We start from the raw sequence: 17,388 nt of genomic DNA, 5'->3' as shown, positions 1-17,388 counted from the left end.
ACCCCTTAAATTGGCTAATGCAACCGTCGCGCAAAAAAAGCGCAAAAGTACGATGAATAACAATAGGCCTGTGGGCGGCTTCAACGGTGCGGAACGCTATTATCGCAGCGCAGCTGGTCCAGCGTAACAGGAGAGAGGCCGGACCGGAAAGCGGTGGCCCGCCATAACAGGCAGCCCTCCACAGCAGGCAGTTTGTGTAGCGAGGTTTGCCAGCCTTCGCTCTCCTGCCCCTGCAGACGCAGAGCCGCCACGCGCCACGCCTCGCGCTGTTGCCACTGTTGATAAAAGCCAGCCGCCAGCATCTGCTGATAGTGCAGCAGCGCCGTTAAACTGATGGCAAACAGCAGCAGCGCCAGCAGCATTTCCACTATGCTAAAACCTCTTTCATCCGGCATCAGGCAGGCAGCTCTCTGACAGAGGAAGCGGGCAAAAATCGAGCCAGCCATGTGCCAGCGGTTGCCAGCGCCCCTCTGCTGCTGGCGTCAGCCACTGCCATAGCGCCAGCGCCTCCCCTGTTGATGACTCTCCGGCACCGCGCAGCAGTGCTTCACCGTTATGCCTGAGCAGTATGCAGGCGCGCCAGCCATACGTCGGCTGTTGTCGGCAGTGCCAGCCCTGTTGAGTTGGCCAGCTCAGCCTTGCCCCCCAGGCCAGCGCCGAAAGCGCCTGGTGATGCTCCCGCAGGAACTGACGTTCATCCGTAACCAGCGACAGCGCACCGTCCAGCTGTTGCCGCGTGGCATGCAGCAGACCAGAGCCGAGCAGTAGCATCAGCAGCACCATCGCTATTGCCATGCCGCCATCCTCTCTTAAGGCAAGTTGTGGGTGCTGACGACGCTTTGCAGCCTGAGTGCTGGCATGGAAAAGTTTGATGATTCGCCGTCGAGCGTCACCTTCACCTGCAGCCCGACGCGGGTGAAAGCCAGTTCGCCAATGGTTAGCGTGGCCGGATCGGACAGGCTCTCCCAACCGCTTCCGTTGCAGCTGCGCACGCCGCGCTGTATTTCCAGCCGTTGATTGCGGAGCCGGTATCCGTACCATTCGCTCTCCTCATGCTCCGGCCCTTCCCAGCGACCGTTGCTGTTTTCATCCCACCTGATTAACAGACAGCGCTGTTGAATGATAAGCGGCGTTCCCTGGCAGAAACCGTGACAGTAACCCGCTCGCCGAATCGCTTTTTCCAGCACGCTCATTATTTGCTGCAGCTCTTCCTGTAAACGCATCTGGCTTTGCAGCTGCAAATTCTGCCGCTGCAGGTGCGGCAGCAGACGCAGCGCCCCCAGCATTAAAATGCCGCTCAGCGCCATTGCGATCATCATTTCCATCAGACCAAAACCTGCCTGTTTCACAGACATGGCGCGACCTGGCAAAGCCGAATGCGGCCACGTGAGGAGATAATCATGCGCCAGCGCAGCGAGCCTTCACCAAAAATTATGTGTCCTGCTTTTGCCACGTTGCGTTTACCGTAAAACCCCGGTGCACCTTCAATGGCGATAATATGAACCTGCGGATGCGGCGCCAGCAGTTGTAAACGTCTGCCGCTATCACAGCCCGCCGCAGGCACGGCCCCGCTGCCAAGACACCACCTTTCGCCCGTCAACAGCCATAACGGCTGTTCCCGGTTATGCCAGTTGGCCCAGGCGCGCACGCCGTGTAAAAAGCGCTGCAGCTGCCGGGCGGTTTCCTGCATGCGCTGACGCTGCTGCCAGCTTTGCCATCCCTGCAACGAAGCGAGACTCAGCAACGCAGCTATCGTCAGCACCAGCAGCAGTTCCACCAGGGTAAATCCATTGGTACGCGTTTTTTTCATGGCGCTATTGTGCCGGGCTGAAGCGTCGCGACCAGTGACATATTGATGGATTGCGGGCTTGCTTCCCGCTTTTTTAATCGCTTTACAGCTCGTTGCGCTGCGCTGTGACGTCTGCCATGCCACAAGCTGCTCACGTCTGACGCAGCAACCTCTGCACCAAAAATGCGCGAAGCTGCACATTTGTTGAACTTTTGTTAAGACATAATCAGTAACTCAGCCTGTTTCCCTTTCTCTGCGCGGCTTTGCCTGTTGCTTAAACCTGGCATGACTTCTGCTTTGTTAAACCAATAACAGAAAGATCAGCACTGAGAGCCTGATAACATTGAGGTGGCGAGAATGGTTAAGCCAACGTTGATTGCCCGCATTGAGAGTACCTTTGCTCAGCAAACACCAAGCGGCAAGCGCATCGCCGGCTGGCTGCTGACCCATGCCGATCAAATCCCGTTTGAAACCGCCGACAGCATTGCCCGCGCCACTGGAACCAGCGGCATTACCGTGGGCCGTTATTTACGACGCCTGGGCTACCGTAACCTTGATGAAGTCCGACAAAGTCTGCGTGATACACCGCAAATAACCTATAAGCCGTGGGGGGTTACCGATCGTCTCGACGCCTGGCAGCAGCAGAAGCGTCCGCCCGATCGCTATCGCGAGTCACTGTCGCTGGAGCTGGATGCCATTACACAGGTTTATCAGCTGGCACAAAGCGAGGCGTTTGACCGTGTCAGTCAGCGGCTGGCCAATGCCGGGGCGGTGTTTGTGCTGGGCATTCAGTCCACTCGCGGCATCGCCAACGCCTTTTTTAGCCACCTGGAATATCTGCGTCCGCATGTCAGCTACGTCGAGGGGCTCTCGGGAAGCTGGATCGAGACGCTTAATTCTGAATGTACCTCGCCCTATGTGGTAGTGACCGATACCCGCGCCTATTCCACTATTGCTCGCCACTTTTGCCGCGTAGCCTGCGAGCGTCAGGTACCGCTGGCGCTGGTTACCGATGTCTGGTGCCCGTGGGCGCGTGATTATCCACTGGATTTACTCCAGGTGAAAACCGATACCGGCCACTTTTGGGATTCGCTGGCACCGCTGAGCTGCCTGTTTAACCTGCTGCTTTCCGCTGTGGTTGAACATCTTGGCGACCGTCTGGCTGACAGGCTGGCGATCAACCGTCAGCTACAGCAAGAGTTTGGACAATTTGAACGTTGATCAGGGGAAATGCATGACGCAGGAAGTTGAACTGGTCGATCTGGCCGACGCTTTTCCACAGTTAGAGATCGACCTGAAATATGCCTCGCCGGACAATATCACCGGCTATGTCATCTATCAGCAGGCGCGTTGTTTACTGCATCCCGACGCGGCGAAAGCGCTGGCGCGCAGTGTGGAGGTGGCGCGGCTGGCCGGTTTGACGCTGGTGGTGTATGACGCCTGGCGTCCGCAGCTGGCGCAGCAGCATCTCTGGCTGGCCTGCCCGGACCCGCAATATGTTATGGCCGTTTCGCTGGGCTCTCATCACAGTCGCGGCACGGCCATTGACGTCACGTTACGCGATGAAGCAGGCGCTCTGCTGGATATGGGCACCGATTTTGATGAGATGAACGCGCGTTCACATCTCTGGAGCCCGGATATTTCCGCAGCGGCGCACCGTAACCGTCTGATACTGAATGCCATTATGCAGGCTGGCGGCTTTGTCGGTATTAGCAGCGAATGGTGGCACTTTGAACTGCCCGATTCAGTTCGCTATCCGCTGCTCAGCGATCGTTTTAGCTGTCCCGCGCTTCCCTCTATAACAACAACCCGTTCACTTTAACCAGGAGCCTGCCATGAAAAATGCTATTGCGAATTGTCTGCTGCGTCCGACGCTGCTTGCCGTTGTCATTAGCGCGATGGTGACACCCGCGCTGGCAGCGGTACCCAAAGAGATGCTGGTTATCGGAAAGGCTGCCGATCCGCAAACGCTCGATCCGGCCGTCACCATTGATAATAACGACTGGGCGGTAACCTATCCGGCCTATCAACGGCTGGTGCAGTATAAGACCGAGGGGGGAAAAGGGTCGACACAGATAGAGGGCGATTTGGCAATGCGTTGGCAGACCTCGGATGACCAAAAAGTATGGACCTTTGCGCTTAATCCGCAGGCAAAATTTGCCGACGGTACGCCGGTCACCGCTGCCGCAGTAAAAGCCTCTTTTGAACGCCTGCTGAAGGTAGCGCAGGGGCCGTCAGAAGCTTTTCCCGGCGATATGAAAGTTGAAGCGCTGGATACCCATAGCGTGCGCTTTACGCTTAGCACCCCTTTCGCGCCTTTCCTTTACACGCTGGCTAACGACGGCGCAGCAATTCTTAATCCGGCAGTACTGGCGCAGCACGCCAGCGACGATGCGCGCGGCTGGCTGGCGGAGCATACCGCCGGCTCTGGCCCCTATATGCTGCAACGCTGGCAAAAAGGTCAGCAACTGGTGCTGGTCCCCAATCCGCATTACAACGGCAAGCGCCCAACCTTTAAACGCGTAACCATCAAAATTATTGGCGAAAGCGCTTCACGCCGCCTGCAGCTAACGCGCGGTGATATTGATATCGCTGAATCGCTGCCGGTGGATCAGCTTAGCGCGCTGAAAAAAGAGGATAAGGTCAGAGTGGCGGAGTATCCCTCGCTGCGCGTGACCTATCTTTATCTGAATAATGCGAAATCCCCTCTGGATCAGGTGGAGCTGCGACGCGCGATTTCCTGGTCAACCGACTATCAGGGCATGGTGAAAGGCATTCTGGCGGGCAACGGCAAACAGATGCGCGGGCCAATCCCGGAGGGCATGTGGGGCTTCGATGCACAAGCCATGCAATACAGTAACGATCCGGCTCAGGCCAAAGCCGCCTGGGATAAGGTCGCCAACAAGCCGAAAACGCTCTCTTTCCTCTATTCAGACAGCGATCCCAACTGGGAGCCGATTGCACTTGCTACCCAGGCCAGTCTCGGCGCGCTGGACATCAGCGTAAAACTCGAAAAGCTGGCGAACGCCACGATGCGTGACCGCATCGGCAAAGGCGATTATGACATCGCCATCGGCAACTGGAGCCCGGATTTCGCCGATCCCTATATGTATATGAACTACTGGTTCCAGTCGGATAAAAAAGGGTTGCCGGGCAACCGCGCCTTTTACAGTAACCCGCAGGTAGACGCCCTGCTGAAACAGGCGATAGCCACCACCGATCAGGCTGCACGCACCCGTGATTATCAGGCGGCGCAACATAAAGTGATTGATGACGCAGCTTACGTTTATCTGTTCCAGAAAAATTATCAGGTTGCGATGAATAAGGCGGTACAGGGCTTTGTTTATAACCCGATGCTGGAGCAGGTTTATAACGTTGCCACCATGAGCAAGTAACGGCGCAGTTTGTGCGTCGCCTGATAATAAGGCCGGAACTATGACTCTGTGGAGCATTCTGCGGCAGCGCTGTTGGGGGCTGCTGCTGGTAATGATCGGCGTGTGCGTTATTACCTTTATTATTTCTCACTTGATCCCCGGCGATCCTGCGCGCCTGCTGGCGGGCGATCGCGCCAGCGATGAGATGGTGCAGCATATTCGTCACCAGCTGGGACTGGATCTGCCGCTGTGGCAGCAGTTTATCCATTATGTCAGCGATCTCCTGCATGGCGATCTTGGCACCTCGATTCGTACCGGCAGGCCGGTGCTGGCGGACATTCGTCTGTTCTTCCCGGCCACGCTGGAGCTGGCGCTGTGTGCATTGCTGCTGGCGCTGCTGATCGGCGTGCCGCTTGGGGTGTTGTCGGCGGTGTTCCGCAACCGCTGGCTTGATCATCTGGTACGCCTGTTGGCCATTACCGGCATTTCCACGCCCGCTTTCTGGTTAGGGCTGGGGGTTATTGTGCTGTTTTACGGACATCTTAATCTGCTGCCCGGCGGCGGTCGGCTGGATGACTGGCTCGATCCGCCCGCGCACGTCACCGGTTTGTATCTGATCGATTCGTTACTCGCCGGTGACAGCGAAGCTTTTTTTAACAGTCTACAGCACCTGATCCTGCCTGCGCTGACGCTGGCCTTTGTGCATCTCGGCATCGTGGCGCGCCAGATCCGCTCAGCCATGCTGGAGCAGCTCAGTGAAGATTATATTCGTACCGCTCGCGCCAGCGGGTTGCCAGGCTGGCGCATTGTGATGACACATGCGCTGCCTAACGCCCTTATCCCTTCAATAACTGTGTTAGGTCTGGCGCTGGGTGATCTTCTGTACGGCGCGGTGCTAACAGAAACCGTTTTCTCCTGGCCCGGCATGGGAGCTTACGTTGTGGCTTCGATTCAGTCGCTCGATTTCCCGGCGGTGATGGGATTTGCGGTGGTGGTGTCGTTTGCTTATGTGCTGGTTAACCTGATGGTAGATCTGCTCTATTTATGGATCGATCCGCGTATTGGTCGTGGAGGCAATACATGACAATAAGTGAGGCCCGACTGACCCCGGTAAAAGCGCCCGGCAGGCGGCGCGTCAGCAAGGCGTTTTGGCTGCTCAGGCAGAGTCCGCTAACGTTGACCGGCGGCGCTATCATGCTGCTGATGCTGCTGCTGATGCTGTTTTCCCCGTGGCTGACGCCGTTCGATCCCAATGCCGTTGATTTGTCGGCGCGTCTACAGCCCCCCTCCGCCGCACACTGGTTTGGCACCGATGAAGTGGGTCGGGATCTTTTCAGCCGGGTGCTAATCGGCAGCCAGCAGTCGATTGTTGCCGGACTGGCGGTCGTGGTGGTGTCGGGCGGCATCGGCTCCCTGCTTGGCTGTTTCTCTGGCGTACTGGGTGGCTGGGCTGACGCGCTGATTATGCGGGTGATGGATATTATGCTGTCGATCCCGTCGCTGGTGCTGACCATGGCACTGGCGGCAGCCCTTGGGCCAAGCCTTTTCAACGCCATGCTGGCCATCGCCATTGTGCGTATTCCTTTTTATGTGCGACTGGCGCGTGGGCAGACGCTGGTGGTGCGCCAGTTTGCTTATGTACAGGCGGCACGCACTTTTGGCGCATCGCGCTGGCATCTGATCGGCTGGCACGTGCTACGTAACACTCTGCCGCCGCTGGTGGTGCAGGCTTCGCTGGATATCGGCACCGCCATTTTGATGGCTGCCACTCTGGGTTTTATCGGTCTTGGGGCACAGCAGCCTACTGCCGAATGGGGCGCAATGGTCGCCAATGGACGCAACTACGTTCTGGATCAATGGTGGTACTGCACGTTTCCCGGTTTAGCCATCATGCTCACCGCTGTTGGCTTTAACCTGTTCGGCGACGGGCTTCGCGACCTGCTCGATCCTAAAACCGGAGGACGCCATTAATGAATGAGCCCCTGCTTGCCATTGAGGATTTACAGCTCAGCTTTCCTGTTTTCCAGGGCGAAATCCATGCCCTTAACCGTGTATCAATAGCGGTCCATCGAGGCGAAATCGTCGGCGTGGTGGGTGAATCCGGCTCTGGCAAATCGGTGACGGCGATGCTGGCGATGCGTTTGCTGCCTAATGGCAGCTATCGTATCAACGGTGGCCGCGTGCAGCTGTTGGGTCAGGACGTGCTTAACGCCAGCGAAAAGCAGATGCGACAGCTGCGCGGCGCAAAGGTGGCGATGATTTTTCAGGAGCCGATGACGGCCCTGAATCCCACTCGCCGTATCGGCCAGTTGATGACCGAGGTGATTCGCCAGCATCAGCCTCTCTCTGCGCACGAGGCACAGCAAAAGGCGATTGCGCTGCTGACGGAGATGCAGATTGCCGATGCGTCGCAGGTGATGCAACGTTATCCCTTTGAACTGTCTGGTGGTATGCGCCAGCGGGTAATGATTGCGCTGGCCTTCTCTTGCGAACCGGAGCTGATTATTGCTGACGAGCCCACTACGGCACTGGATGTTACCGTGCAGCGTCAGGTGCTGCGCCTGCTGAAACAAAAAGCGCGCGCCAGCGGTACTGCCGTGCTGTTTATCAGCCACGATATGGCGGTGGTTTCACAGCTGTGCGATCGCCTGTATGTAATGTACGCCGGAACGGTGATCGAAAGTGGCGTCACACAGCAGGTCATTGCCCAGCCGACACATCCTTACTCCGTTGGACTGCTACGCTGTGCGCCAGAGGCCTGCGCCCCCCGTGCCGAGCTGCCCGCGATTCCCGGTACGGTGCCCAATCTGACGCAGCTGCCTGTTGGCTGCGCCTTTCGCGAACGCTGCTTCGCCGCCGATGACCGCTGTCGGCAATCTCCTTCCCTGAGCCCGTGCGGCCCTGATGCCCGGCTGGCCGCCTGCTGGCATCCGCAACTGGAGCAACGACATGTCTGAAATATTGCTGGCGCTGGAGAACGTTTACGTTAATTTCCCGGCGCGCACTAACTGGCGCGGTAAAGTTACCGAGCGTGTGCATGCGCTAAACGGTCTGGATTTACAGATTTCTCGTGGTGAAACATTGGGCATCGTTGGCGAATCAGGCTGCGGTAAAAGTACGCTGGCGCAGTTGCTAATGAACATGATCAAACCGGCCAGCGGAATATGCCATCGCACGCGCAATACTGACTCACCTCCGGGCAGCGGCATGCAAATGGTGTTTCAGGATCCACTCTCTTCGCTTGACCCACGTTTGCCGGTATGGCGCATTATTACCGAGCCGGTCTGGATCCAGCGACATAATAGCGAGGCGCAGCGCCGTGAACTGGCGCAGTCGCTGGCGCTGCTGACCGGCATTCGTCCCGAGTACCTTGACCGTCTGCCGCACGCCTTTTCCGGCGGGCAGCGTCAGCGTATTGCCATTGCCCGCGCGCTATCGGCACAGCCCGATATCATCGTGCTGGATGAACCGACCTCTGCGCTGGATATTTCCGTACAGGCCCAAATTCTTAACCTGTTGGTTAAGCTACAGCGTGAACGTGAGCTGACCTATGTGCTGATTTCGCATAACGTCTCGGTGGTACGTCATATGAGCGATCGGGTAGCGGTGATGTATCTGGGACAGATCGTGGAGTTAGGCACGACGGAGCAGGTGTTAACGCAGCCGCGTCACCCTTATACGCGTCTGCTGCTGGATTCAGTGCCGCGCATCGATCGTTCGCTGGAAGGAGAAATAACGGATAAGAAGGGCGAGCTGCCGGGGAATCGACAGCTGCCGCAGGGCTGCTTTTTTCGCGATCGCTGTCCGCTGGCAGCGGAAAGCTGTCGCCAGCCTCAGCCGCTCAGAACAGACGCCAGCGGCGCGGGTGTGCGCTGCTGGCGTGCCGGGGTTATATCGCCACCGGCGCTTTAATGGCGGGATGCGGATCGTAGCCTTCGATTTCAAAATCTTCGAAGCGGTAATCGAACAGCGAGGCGGGCTTGCGTTTGATGACCAGCTTCGGCTGCGGACGCGGTTCGCGGGTCAGCTGCAACCGCGCCTGTTCCAGATGGTTGCTGTAAAGGTGCGTATCGCCGCCGGTCCAGACAAAATCTCCCGGCTCCAGATCACACTGCTGCGCCATCATATGCACCAGCAGCGCATAGCTGGCGATATTAAACGGCAGCCCCAGGAACACATCGCAGGAGCGCTGGTAAAGCTGGCAGGAGAGCTTGCCATCCGCCACGTAAAACTGGAAGAACGCATGGCATGGTGCCAGCGCCATCTCATCCAGTTCGCCAACGTTCCAGGCTGAAACGATAATTCGACGCGAGTCGGGATCGTTTTTCAGCTGCTCCAGTACCTTCGCCAGCTGGTCGATTTGACGACCATCAGCTGCGCCCCAACTGCGCCACTGTTTGCCATAAACCGGTCCGAGATCGCCATTTTCATCGGCCCACTCATCCCAGATCGAGACGTTGTTTTCCTTCAGATAGGCGATATTAGTGTCACCGTTCAGGAACCACAGCAGCTCATGAATAATTGAGCGCAGGTGGCAGCGTTTGGTGGTCACCAGCGGAAAGCCTTCCTGCAGATTGAAACGCATCTGGTGGCCAAAAATTGACAGCGTGCCGGTTCCGGTGCGATCGTTTTTCGGCGTGCCCTCGTTCAGCACTTTCTCCATTAATGCCAGATACTGCTTCATTTCTGTTCACCTGTTTGTAGCTGCGGGCGACGACGGTACGCCCAAATCATCATGATAATGCCGGCCAGAATCATCGGTATCGACAAAATTTGTCCCATGCTGATGCCGCTAAACAGGCCCAGCTGAGCATCAGGCTGACGGAAGAACTCCACGATAATGCGGAACGCGCCGTAGCCAATCAGGAACAAGCCGGAAACGCTGCCCATCGGGCGCGGCTTGCGAATAAACAGGTTAAGGATGGCAAACAGCACGATGCCTTCCAGCACCAGCTCATAGAGCTGTGAAGGATGGCGCGGCAGCACGCCGTAAGTTGCCAGCAGTGATTGCCATTCAGGGTGTGTGGCAACCAGCGCCACATCTTCGCTGCGCGAACCCGGGAACAACATCGCCCAGGAGAAGTTCGGCGCGACGCGGCCCCAAAGCTCACCGTTAATAAAGTTACCAAGACGACCAGCGCCCAGCCCAAAGGGGATCAGCGGCGCAATAAAGTCAGCGACCTGAAAGAAATGACGTTTCGTTCGATGCGCAAACCACATCATCACCATGATAACGCCAATCAGCCCACCGTGGAACGACATGCCGCCATCCCAGACTTTGAACAAATAAAGCGGATTCTCCAGAAACAGCGGCAGGTTATAGAACAGCACGTAGCCGATACGACCACCGAGGAAAACCCCCAGGAAGCCCGCGTACAGCAGGTTTTCCACTTCCTCTTTTTTCCAGCCGCTGCCGGGCTTGTTGGCCCGTCGTACCGCCAGCCACATCGCAAAAATAAACCCAACCAGATACATCAGGCCGTACCAGTGCAGGGCGACAGGCCCGATGGAAAAAATCACCGGATCGAATTGAGGGAAAGCCAGATAGCTATTCATCTTTCACCATTAATGTCATCCGTCCACAGGCTGGACGATGGATAGTTCACTCCTTGCGCGCCGCGTAATACACAGCGCCTCTCAGCCAGGAAAAACCGGCCAGGCATGATAGCATAGCCGTTTTATACCGGGTTCATCGAAATGTAAACGTGGATAAATGCCTTAGCGGCCGCCGCGAATTAGCCCGCCCAAACCGCGTCGCTCCATAAAGGCCGCGACCTGATGACGGACTTCAGTTGCCGTTTGCGCCTGCAGGCTGCGTTCAGCCAGCACCTGTGCCTCTTCATGGTCGATGTGGCGCAGCAGATACTTCACACGCGGCACGTTTTTGCCGTTCATGCTCAGATGGTGATAGCCCAGACCAATCAGCAGCGCCACGCACATGGGATCGCCCGCCATTTCACCACACAGGCAGAGATCGATCTGCGCTTCGCGCGCAGATTCAGCAATCGACTTCAGCGCTTTTAGCATTGCCGGATGCAGCGAATCATACAGGTTGGCTACGCGGGTATTGTTGCGATCCACCGCCAGCAGATACTGCGTCAGATCGTTAGTGCCGACGGATACAAAGTCAACGCGTCTGGCCAGATGCGGGATCATAAACAGCATGGAGGGCACTTCGATCATAATGCCAATGCGCGGCTCAGGGATCTCATAGCCCAGCATCTCTTCCACTTCTTTGCCGGCGCGATCGATCAGACGACGCGCTTCGTCAATCTCATCGATGCTGGTGATCATCGGCAGCAGAATGCTGAGGTTGCCACTGGCGGCGTTAGCGCGCAGCATCGCGCGCACCTGCACCAGGAAGATCTCTGGCTGATCGAGCGTCAGGCGTATGCCGCGCCAGCCCAGGCAGGGGTTCTCTTCGCTGATGGGCATGTAGGGCAGCTGTTTGTCCGCGCCGATATCCAGCGTGCGCAGGGTTACCGGCTTATTCAGAAACAGCTGCAGCATGCCCTGATACTGTGCCACCTGTTCCTCTTCAGAGGGGAAGCCGTTTTGCAGCATAAACGGGATTTCAGTGCGGTACAGGCCTATGCCGTCCACCCAGTTATCCATTGCCTGCTCATGCTCAGCGCTCAGGCCCGCATTCAGCATAACCTGAATGCGTTCGCCGCTTTTCAGCCTGGCGATCTGCTCAACGTCATCTTCCGCCAGTCGGCTCAGCTCATTTTCTTCGCTGACCAGCTGTTGATATTCCTGGATCAGTACCGGTTCTGGATCGATTAGCAATTCGCCGCGATAGCCGTCAACGATCAGCAGGCGCTTATTTAACAGCTCAGGCAGAATATCCGCGCCCATCACTGTCGGAATGCCCATCGCCCGCACCAGGATTGCCGCATGGGAGTTAGCCGCGCCGTCACGCACCACGACGCCTGCCAGCCGCTCCTGCGGCAGCTCCGCCAGCGTGGTTGCCGTTAGCTCATCCGCCACCAGCACAAACCGTTCCGGCCAGGTATTGGTGCCCTGTAACGTATCATCAAGATGAAACAGCAGGCGCTGGCCCAACACGCGCAGATCGCCCGCGCGCTCGCGCAGATAGGTGTCCTGCAGGCTGGCGAACTGAGCGGCGAATTTCTCGATGACCTTTTTTACCGCCCATTCCGCCACCGATCCGCTGTCGATCTCGGCAAACAGATCCTGCTTAAGCCGCGCATCGGTTAACAGGTGGGAATAAAGATCGAAGATCGCCGCGCTCTCTTTCTGCACGCTGGCGCTGAAGCGTTTGCTGAAGCGACGAAATTCGTTGCTTGCCTCGCTCATCGCCTGCGACAGACGTTCACGCTCGCGCCCGACATCCAGCGTCGAAGCGGCGAAAACATGCTCCAGCGAAGGCTGCGTGGTATCGACCCAGCCAGGCGCAACCGCCACGCCAGGCGCTGCCGCCAGCGCACGCACGCGTTTTTGGCGGAAATGACCAAACAGCTGGCTAACCTGAGATTGGGTGATCAGCGTGGCAAGTTGTGTAGCGAGCGTGACCAGGAAAGATTCTTCGCTTTCATCAAACTGGCGATGCTCGCGCTGCTGCACTACCAGTACGCCCAGCAGCTGACGTCGGGTAATGATCGGCACGCCGAGGAAGGAGCGAAAGCGCTCCTCTTTAACCGAAGGAATATATTTGAAGCTGGGGTGGCTTTGCGCATCCGCCAGGTTGATCGGTTCCGCCAGCCGTCCAACCAGCCCGACGATACCCTGATCAAAAGCCAGCGTGACGATCTTACCGCGCGGCTTTTTCAGTCCGCGCGTCGCCATCAGGTAATAGCAACGACGATCGTGATCGGCGAGATAAATGGAGCAGACTTCAGTTTCCATGGCGAAACAGATTTCGTTTACCAGGATCTCAAGCGCTTCTTCGAGGCGCGGAGCGCCTGCCACTTTCTCTACAATCTCACGCAACTGAGTCAGCATCATCAGCGTGGCTTAACCTCTTTTCCGTCGATAAGCAGGCGTATTGCGCTGCGTTGCACTCTCCTGCAATGGCATGACCACAGCGGCAAACTCTTTCATCACGCGGCGATAAACGTCGCGTTTAAAGGAGACAACCTGACGAACCGGATACCAAAAGCTGACCCAGCGCCAGCCGTCAAATTCTGGCGTGCTGCTGGTTTGCATGTTGATATCTGCGTCATTGCACATCAACTGCAGAAGAAACCACTTCTGTTTCTGGCCGATACATACCGGCTTCGTGTCCCAACGCACCAAACGTTTCGGCAACTTATAACGTAACCAGTTTCGGGTAGAGGCGAGCAGGCGCACATCTTTACGGTGCAAGCCGACTTCTTCAAAGAGTTCGCGGTACATGGCCTGTTCCGCCGTTTCGCCAGGATTAATGCCACCCTGAGGAAACTGCCAGGAGTGCTGTCCGAAACGCCGGGCCCACAATACCTGTCCCTGTCTGTTACAGATTACAATACCAACATTTGGGCGGTAGCCATCATCGTCGATCACGGGACTACCTCAAACTGAAATTCAGATAGTCTGATTGTTTCATACTCCTTACAGGCGGTAAACCACTGCTTGCGGCTGTGAATAACCCACAACAGGGGGATAACTCACAGTTTTCATCATAGTTATAAACAGCTGACGGCTAAAAAGCCCAATTTTATTCACTTTTTCTGTGGATATCTTTGTGCAGAACATGGTAACCGAGTGGGAAAAGCGTGAAATAGCGCAGAAACACCTGGCAGACGCAATATTGATAACTCGTTTATTTTAAAAACATTCCTTTCATTATTAGCCGCAGTTCAGGCCCTGGACGTACTGTTTATACCCGCAAGGATCCTTTACTGGCGAAAGATCGCCCATCGCCGATTTTATCCACAGAATATGCGATAAAGTTATGCACAAAATGGCTGCGCCCAGTAAAAAAGCCCTGCGTCAAGGCTGTAAATGGAAACAGTATGCGAGAAAAAGCTGAGTTATCCCACGTTTCTGTGGATAACCAGGTGTAAGATCCTGTTCATTGCCGGTGACAATGTGGGTAAAACAGCAACGCCGTTTGCTCTTCCTGTAGCGCAGCGAAATAAAATCCCAAGATTTATCATGCTATTATTCCCTGATATTACCGCCCATCAGTCTACAGAAAAGATACCTGAACAGGGTGGTTATTTTTTGAGCAATAAACAGAGGGAATATGGCACCACGTTTTCTCACTACGCCACCGCCAGATGAAGAGATATTACTGGCGCGTGCGCAGGCGCTGGCAGGCTATACGCTGGGCGAGCTGGCGCAGCAGGCCGGTATCGCCACGCCTGCGGATTTACGTCGTGATAAAGGTTGGGTCGGCATGCTGCTGGAGATGTATCTTGGCGCCAGTGCCGGCAGCAAGCCTGAACGTGATTTTGCCCATCTCGGCGTCGAGTTAAAAACAATTCCAGTTGATGCGCAGGGTCGCCCGCTGGAGACCACATTTGTTTGCGTTGCGCCGCTGACCGGCAATAGCGGCGTGACCTGGGAAAACAGCCACGTGCGTCATAAGCTGACACGGGTACTGTGGATCCCGGTGGAAGGCGATCGAGCTATCCCTCTGGCGACACGACACGTTGGCGCGCCGCTGCTGTGGAGCCCAACGCAGCAGGAAGAGGAGCTGCTGCAGCGCGACTGGGAAGAGCTGATGGATATGATTGTATTAGGCCAGGTGGAGCGCATCACCGCCCGCCACGGCGAGGTGTTGCAGATCCGTCCCAAAGCGGCCAACAGCAAGGCGTTAACTGAAGGCATCGGCGAGCATGGTCAGCCGATTATGACGCTGCCGCGCGGTTTTTATCTGAAAAAAAGTTTTACCGCCCCGCTGCTGGCCCGTCATTTTTTGCTTTAATCTTTTCCAGAATGTGAGGCGATGCGTATAATCACCGTTTAACTTTCGTTTAGGATGCAATGTTACAATGTTTGACTGGATTGCAGATCCCAATGCCTGGCTGGCCCTCGGCACGCTGACCATACTTGAAATCGTGCTGGGCATCGATAATATTATTTTCCTCTCCCTGGTTGTGGCAAAACTGCCAAAAAATCGACAGAATAGCGCACGACGTATTGGCCTGATGGGCGCAATGCTGATGCGTTTAGGGCTGCTGGCTTCTATTGCATGGGTCATTAAGCTCACCGACCCGCTGTTTACCCTGTTTGATCACTCCTTTTCCGCGCGTGATTTAATTCTGCTTGGCGGCGGTCTGTTTCTGCTGTGGAAATCGAGCATGGAGATCCATGAAAGCATCGAAGGCAATAATGAGGAGCATAAAACCAACGTTCACTCCTTCTTCGGAGCTATCGTGCAGATCATGGTGCTGGATATTATTTTCAGCCTCGACTCGGTGATTACCGCAGTGGGCCTGTCCGACCACCTGTTTATTATGATGGCTGCGGTAGTGGTTGCGGTTGGCGTAATGATGTTCGCGGCGAAAGGCATCGGGGAGTTTGTCGATCGCCATCCGTCAGTGAAAATGCTGGCGCTCGCGTTCCTTATTCTGGTCGGCTTTACGTTGATTCTGGAAAGCTTCAATATCCATGTGCCGAAGGGCTATATCTATTTCGCGATGTTCTTCTCAATGGCGGTAGAGAGCCTTAATCTGCTGCGTGGCAAGAAATCCGCCCAGTAATTGCTGTTCCTCAATATCCGGCTGCGGCCGGATATTTCCTCCCCCGCGCTTTTTTCAGAATCCTGCGATTAATCCTGGGCAGTAAATATTTTATTACTACACTGTGTAGTTGGAATAATCACCAGGAGAAAAGATAATGAAGCGGATTACCAGCGTGGCTGTGTTGACCATGATGATGCTGTTAAGCGGCTGCAGCAGCAGTTACGTCATGTCCACTAAGGATGGTCATATGATTATGACTGACGGCAAGCCGGAAATTGATAAGGATACAGGGCTGGTCAAATATACCGATCAGGCCGGTAATGAAATGCAGATCAACGGTGATGAGGTCTCTTCCATCATTGAGCGGTAATCAGATATAAGCGCCGACTTTGCAACAGCCTCCGGCGCTTATCGATAAATTGAACCATCACTCTCCTCTTTCCCCCCACGTCACTGCCCGCTATAGTCGAAATGGTGCTTGTTGAAATCGCACCGCCAAGTTTTTCCCCATAATGACAAAAGGAAGCCGGCAAATGCACTATCACCGTATCCCCCACAGTACGCTGGAAGTCAGCCAGCTGGGATTGGGAACCATGACGTTTGGTGAGCAAAATAGCGAAGCCGATGCCCATGCCCAGTTGGATTTAGCCGTTAGTTGCGGCATTAACCTCATCGACACCGCGGAAATGTATCCTGTTCCGCCACGCCCGGAAACGCAGGGATTGACCGAAAGCTATATCGGCAACTGGCTAAAGGCGCGCGGCAACCGCGACAAAATCGTACTGGCGACTAAAGTTGCCGGACCATCACGCGGCAGCGATGCCGGTATTCGTCCGGCTCAGGTGCTGGATCGCAAAAATATTCGCGTGGCGCTGGAAGCCAGCCTGAAGCGTCTGAACACTGATTATATCGACCTTTATCAGGTGCACTGGCCGCAGCGTCAAACTAACTGTTTTGGCAAACTGGGCTATCAGTACACGGATACCAGCGTGCCGGTTACGCTGCTGGAAACGCTGGAGGCGCTGGCCGAGCAGGTGCGCGCCGGTAAGATCCGTTATATCGGCGTCTCGAATGAAACGCCGTGGGGCGTAATGCGTTATCTGCAGCTGGCGGAAAAGCATGAGCTGCCGCGTATTGTTTCCATTCAGAATCCCTATAGCCTGCTCAACCGTAGCTTTGAAGTGGGCCTGGCGGAGATTAGCCAGCATGAAGGCGTCGAGCTGCTGGCTTATTCCAGCCTCGCTTTCGGCACGCTTAGCGGTAAATATCTGAACGGCGCGCGTCCGGCCGGGGCGCGAAATACCTTGTTTAGCCGCTTTACGCGTTACAGCGGTGAGCAGTCTCAACAGGCGGTAGCGGAATATGTCGAGCTGGCACGCAGCCACGGGATCGATCCGGCACAGATGGCGCTGGCCTTTGTGCGTCAGCAGCCTTTTGTCGCCAGCACGCTGCTGGGCGCTACGACGCCTGAACAGCTGCAGAGCAATATCGACAGCTATCAATTGACGCTCAGCGGTGAGCTACTGGAACAGCTGGAAGCGATTCATCGTCGCTACACCTATCCCGCGCCGTAAAACAGCGGCGCAGCGTT

Annotated in this window: 20 protein-coding genes; 12 read left to right on the top strand and 8 right to left on the bottom strand. The window is 56.0% G+C overall.

What is annotated here, in order from left to right:
- Nucleotides 1-80: 80 nt before the first annotated feature.
- The 4 genes from B1H58_RS11270 to B1H58_RS11255 are packed head-to-tail and all read right to left on the bottom strand — an operon-like array spanning nucleotide 81 to nucleotide 1,933.
- Nucleotides 81-395, bottom strand: a complete 315-nt coding sequence (locus B1H58_RS11270) for a prepilin-type N-terminal cleavage/methylation domain-containing protein (protein WP_085070341.1) — start codon at nucleotides 393-395, stop codon at nucleotides 81-83.
- Entirely contained in the window at nucleotides 385-795 is a 411-nt protein-coding gene (locus B1H58_RS11265; RefSeq protein ID WP_085070339.1) for a DUF2509 family protein, read from the bottom strand. The genes B1H58_RS11270 and B1H58_RS11265 overlap by 11 nt, the downstream gene beginning before the upstream one ends.
- Before the next feature lie 14 nt (nucleotides 796-809).
- A complete protein-coding gene (locus B1H58_RS11260) occupies nucleotides 810-1,349 on the bottom strand; it encodes a prepilin peptidase-dependent protein (protein WP_418304152.1) in 540 nt (179 codons plus the stop codon).
- Nucleotides 1,346-1,933, bottom strand: coding sequence for a prepilin-type N-terminal cleavage/methylation domain-containing protein (locus tag B1H58_RS11255; RefSeq protein WP_237172370.1), 588 nt, complete (start codon nucleotides 1,931-1,933; stop codon nucleotides 1,346-1,348). The genes B1H58_RS11260 and B1H58_RS11255 overlap by 4 nt, the downstream gene beginning before the upstream one ends.
- A 213-nt stretch (nucleotides 1,934-2,146) precedes the next feature.
- On the opposite strand from B1H58_RS11255, the gene B1H58_RS11250 reads away from it, so the two are divergent.
- Genes B1H58_RS11250 through B1H58_RS11220 form a run of 7 tightly spaced genes read left to right on the top strand, consistent with a single transcriptional unit; the run spans nucleotide 2,147 to nucleotide 9,075 of the window.
- On the top strand, nucleotides 2,147-3,010 hold the full coding sequence (locus B1H58_RS11250) for a MurR/RpiR family transcriptional regulator (RefSeq protein WP_085070333.1): 864 nt from the start codon (nucleotides 2,147-2,149) through the stop codon (nucleotides 3,008-3,010).
- A gap of 13 nt (nucleotides 3,011-3,023) precedes the next feature.
- A complete protein-coding gene (gene ddpX, locus B1H58_RS11245; protein ID WP_085070331.1) occupies nucleotides 3,024-3,611 on the top strand; it encodes a D-alanyl-D-alanine dipeptidase in 588 nt (195 codons plus the stop codon).
- Between the two features lie 13 nt (nucleotides 3,612-3,624).
- Nucleotides 3,625-5,184 (top strand): ABC transporter substrate-binding protein, encoded by a 1,560-nt coding sequence (locus B1H58_RS11240; protein ID WP_085070329.1) that lies wholly within the window; start codon nucleotides 3,625-3,627, stop codon nucleotides 5,182-5,184.
- A gap of 40 nt (nucleotides 5,185-5,224) precedes the next feature.
- Nucleotides 5,225-6,247, top strand: coding sequence for an ABC transporter permease (locus B1H58_RS11235; protein ID WP_085070327.1), 1,023 nt, complete (start codon nucleotides 5,225-5,227; stop codon nucleotides 6,245-6,247).
- Entirely contained in the window at nucleotides 6,244-7,134 is an 891-nt protein-coding gene (gene ddpC / locus B1H58_RS11230; protein ID WP_085070325.1) for a D,D-dipeptide ABC transporter permease, read from the top strand. Before B1H58_RS11235 ends, ddpC begins: the two co-directional genes overlap by 4 nt.
- Nucleotides 7,134-8,120, top strand: a complete 987-nt coding sequence (locus B1H58_RS11225) for an ABC transporter ATP-binding protein (RefSeq protein ID WP_085070323.1) — start codon at nucleotides 7,134-7,136, stop codon at nucleotides 8,118-8,120. The genes ddpC and B1H58_RS11225 overlap by 1 nt, the downstream gene beginning before the upstream one ends.
- Complete coding sequence (locus B1H58_RS11220) at nucleotides 8,113-9,075, top strand: oligopeptide/dipeptide ABC transporter ATP-binding protein (protein WP_085070321.1); 963 nt, start codon at nucleotides 8,113-8,115, stop codon at nucleotides 9,073-9,075. Before B1H58_RS11225 ends, B1H58_RS11220 begins: the two co-directional genes overlap by 8 nt.
- On the opposite strand, the gene thyA is transcribed toward B1H58_RS11220, so the two are convergent.
- The 4 genes from thyA to rppH form a co-directional block, all read right to left on the bottom strand.
- The gene (gene thyA / locus B1H58_RS11215) at nucleotides 9,053-9,847 is read right to left on the bottom strand and encodes a thymidylate synthase (protein WP_085070319.1); all 795 of its coding nucleotides are present in this window, start codon (nucleotides 9,845-9,847) and stop codon (nucleotides 9,053-9,055) included. The genes B1H58_RS11220 and thyA overlap by 23 nt on opposite strands.
- The gene (gene lgt / locus B1H58_RS11210; RefSeq protein ID WP_085070317.1) at nucleotides 9,844-10,719 is read right to left on the bottom strand and encodes a prolipoprotein diacylglyceryl transferase; all 876 of its coding nucleotides are present in this window, start codon (nucleotides 10,717-10,719) and stop codon (nucleotides 9,844-9,846) included. The genes thyA and lgt overlap by 4 nt, the downstream gene beginning before the upstream one ends.
- A 162-nt stretch (nucleotides 10,720-10,881) precedes the next feature.
- A complete protein-coding gene (gene ptsP / locus B1H58_RS11205) occupies nucleotides 10,882-13,128 on the bottom strand; it encodes a phosphoenolpyruvate--protein phosphotransferase (RefSeq protein ID WP_085072293.1) in 2,247 nt (748 codons plus the stop codon).
- A gap of 12 nt (nucleotides 13,129-13,140) precedes the next feature.
- The gene (gene rppH / locus B1H58_RS11200) at nucleotides 13,141-13,668 is read right to left on the bottom strand and encodes an RNA pyrophosphohydrolase (protein WP_085070316.1); all 528 of its coding nucleotides are present in this window, start codon (nucleotides 13,666-13,668) and stop codon (nucleotides 13,141-13,143) included.
- A 441-nt stretch (nucleotides 13,669-14,109) separates the two neighbouring features.
- Between rppH and B1H58_RS20820 the strand changes: the two genes are divergently transcribed.
- The 5 genes from B1H58_RS20820 to B1H58_RS11175 all read left to right on the top strand — a co-directional run bounded on the left by B1H58_RS20820 (nucleotide 14,110) and on the right by B1H58_RS11175 (nucleotide 17,371).
- A complete protein-coding gene (locus tag B1H58_RS20820; RefSeq protein ID WP_167373272.1) occupies nucleotides 14,110-14,391 on the top strand; it encodes a hypothetical protein in 282 nt (93 codons plus the stop codon).
- Nucleotides 14,354-15,037 carry a DNA mismatch repair endonuclease MutH gene (mutH, locus tag B1H58_RS11190; RefSeq protein ID WP_085070314.1) on the top strand — a complete coding sequence of 228 codons (684 nt, stop codon included), beginning with the start codon at nucleotides 14,354-14,356 and terminating at the stop codon, nucleotides 15,035-15,037. Before B1H58_RS20820 ends, mutH begins: the two co-directional genes overlap by 38 nt.
- Nucleotides 15,038-15,104: 67 nt before the next feature.
- Nucleotides 15,105-15,815: a TerC family protein gene (locus tag B1H58_RS11185; protein WP_085070312.1), complete on the top strand. Its 711-nt coding sequence runs from the start codon at nucleotides 15,105-15,107 to the stop codon at nucleotides 15,813-15,815.
- 136 nt (nucleotides 15,816-15,951) lie between these two features.
- Nucleotides 15,952-16,167, top strand: a complete 216-nt coding sequence (locus B1H58_RS11180) for a YgdI/YgdR family lipoprotein (protein ID WP_085070310.1) — start codon at nucleotides 15,952-15,954, stop codon at nucleotides 16,165-16,167.
- Between the two features lie 163 nt (nucleotides 16,168-16,330).
- Nucleotides 16,331-17,371, top strand: coding sequence for an NADP(H)-dependent aldo-keto reductase (locus B1H58_RS11175; RefSeq protein ID WP_085070308.1), 1,041 nt, complete (start codon nucleotides 16,331-16,333; stop codon nucleotides 17,369-17,371).
- The last annotated feature ends 17 nt before the right edge of the window (nucleotides 17,372-17,388 follow it).

This window comes from Pantoea alhagi, assembly GCF_002101395.1.
GTDB lineage: Bacteria > Pseudomonadota > Gammaproteobacteria > Enterobacterales > Enterobacteriaceae > Mixta > Mixta alhagi.
The sequence above is the reverse complement of the archived record's forward strand: the minus strand, read 5'-3'. Positions and strand labels throughout refer to the sequence as shown.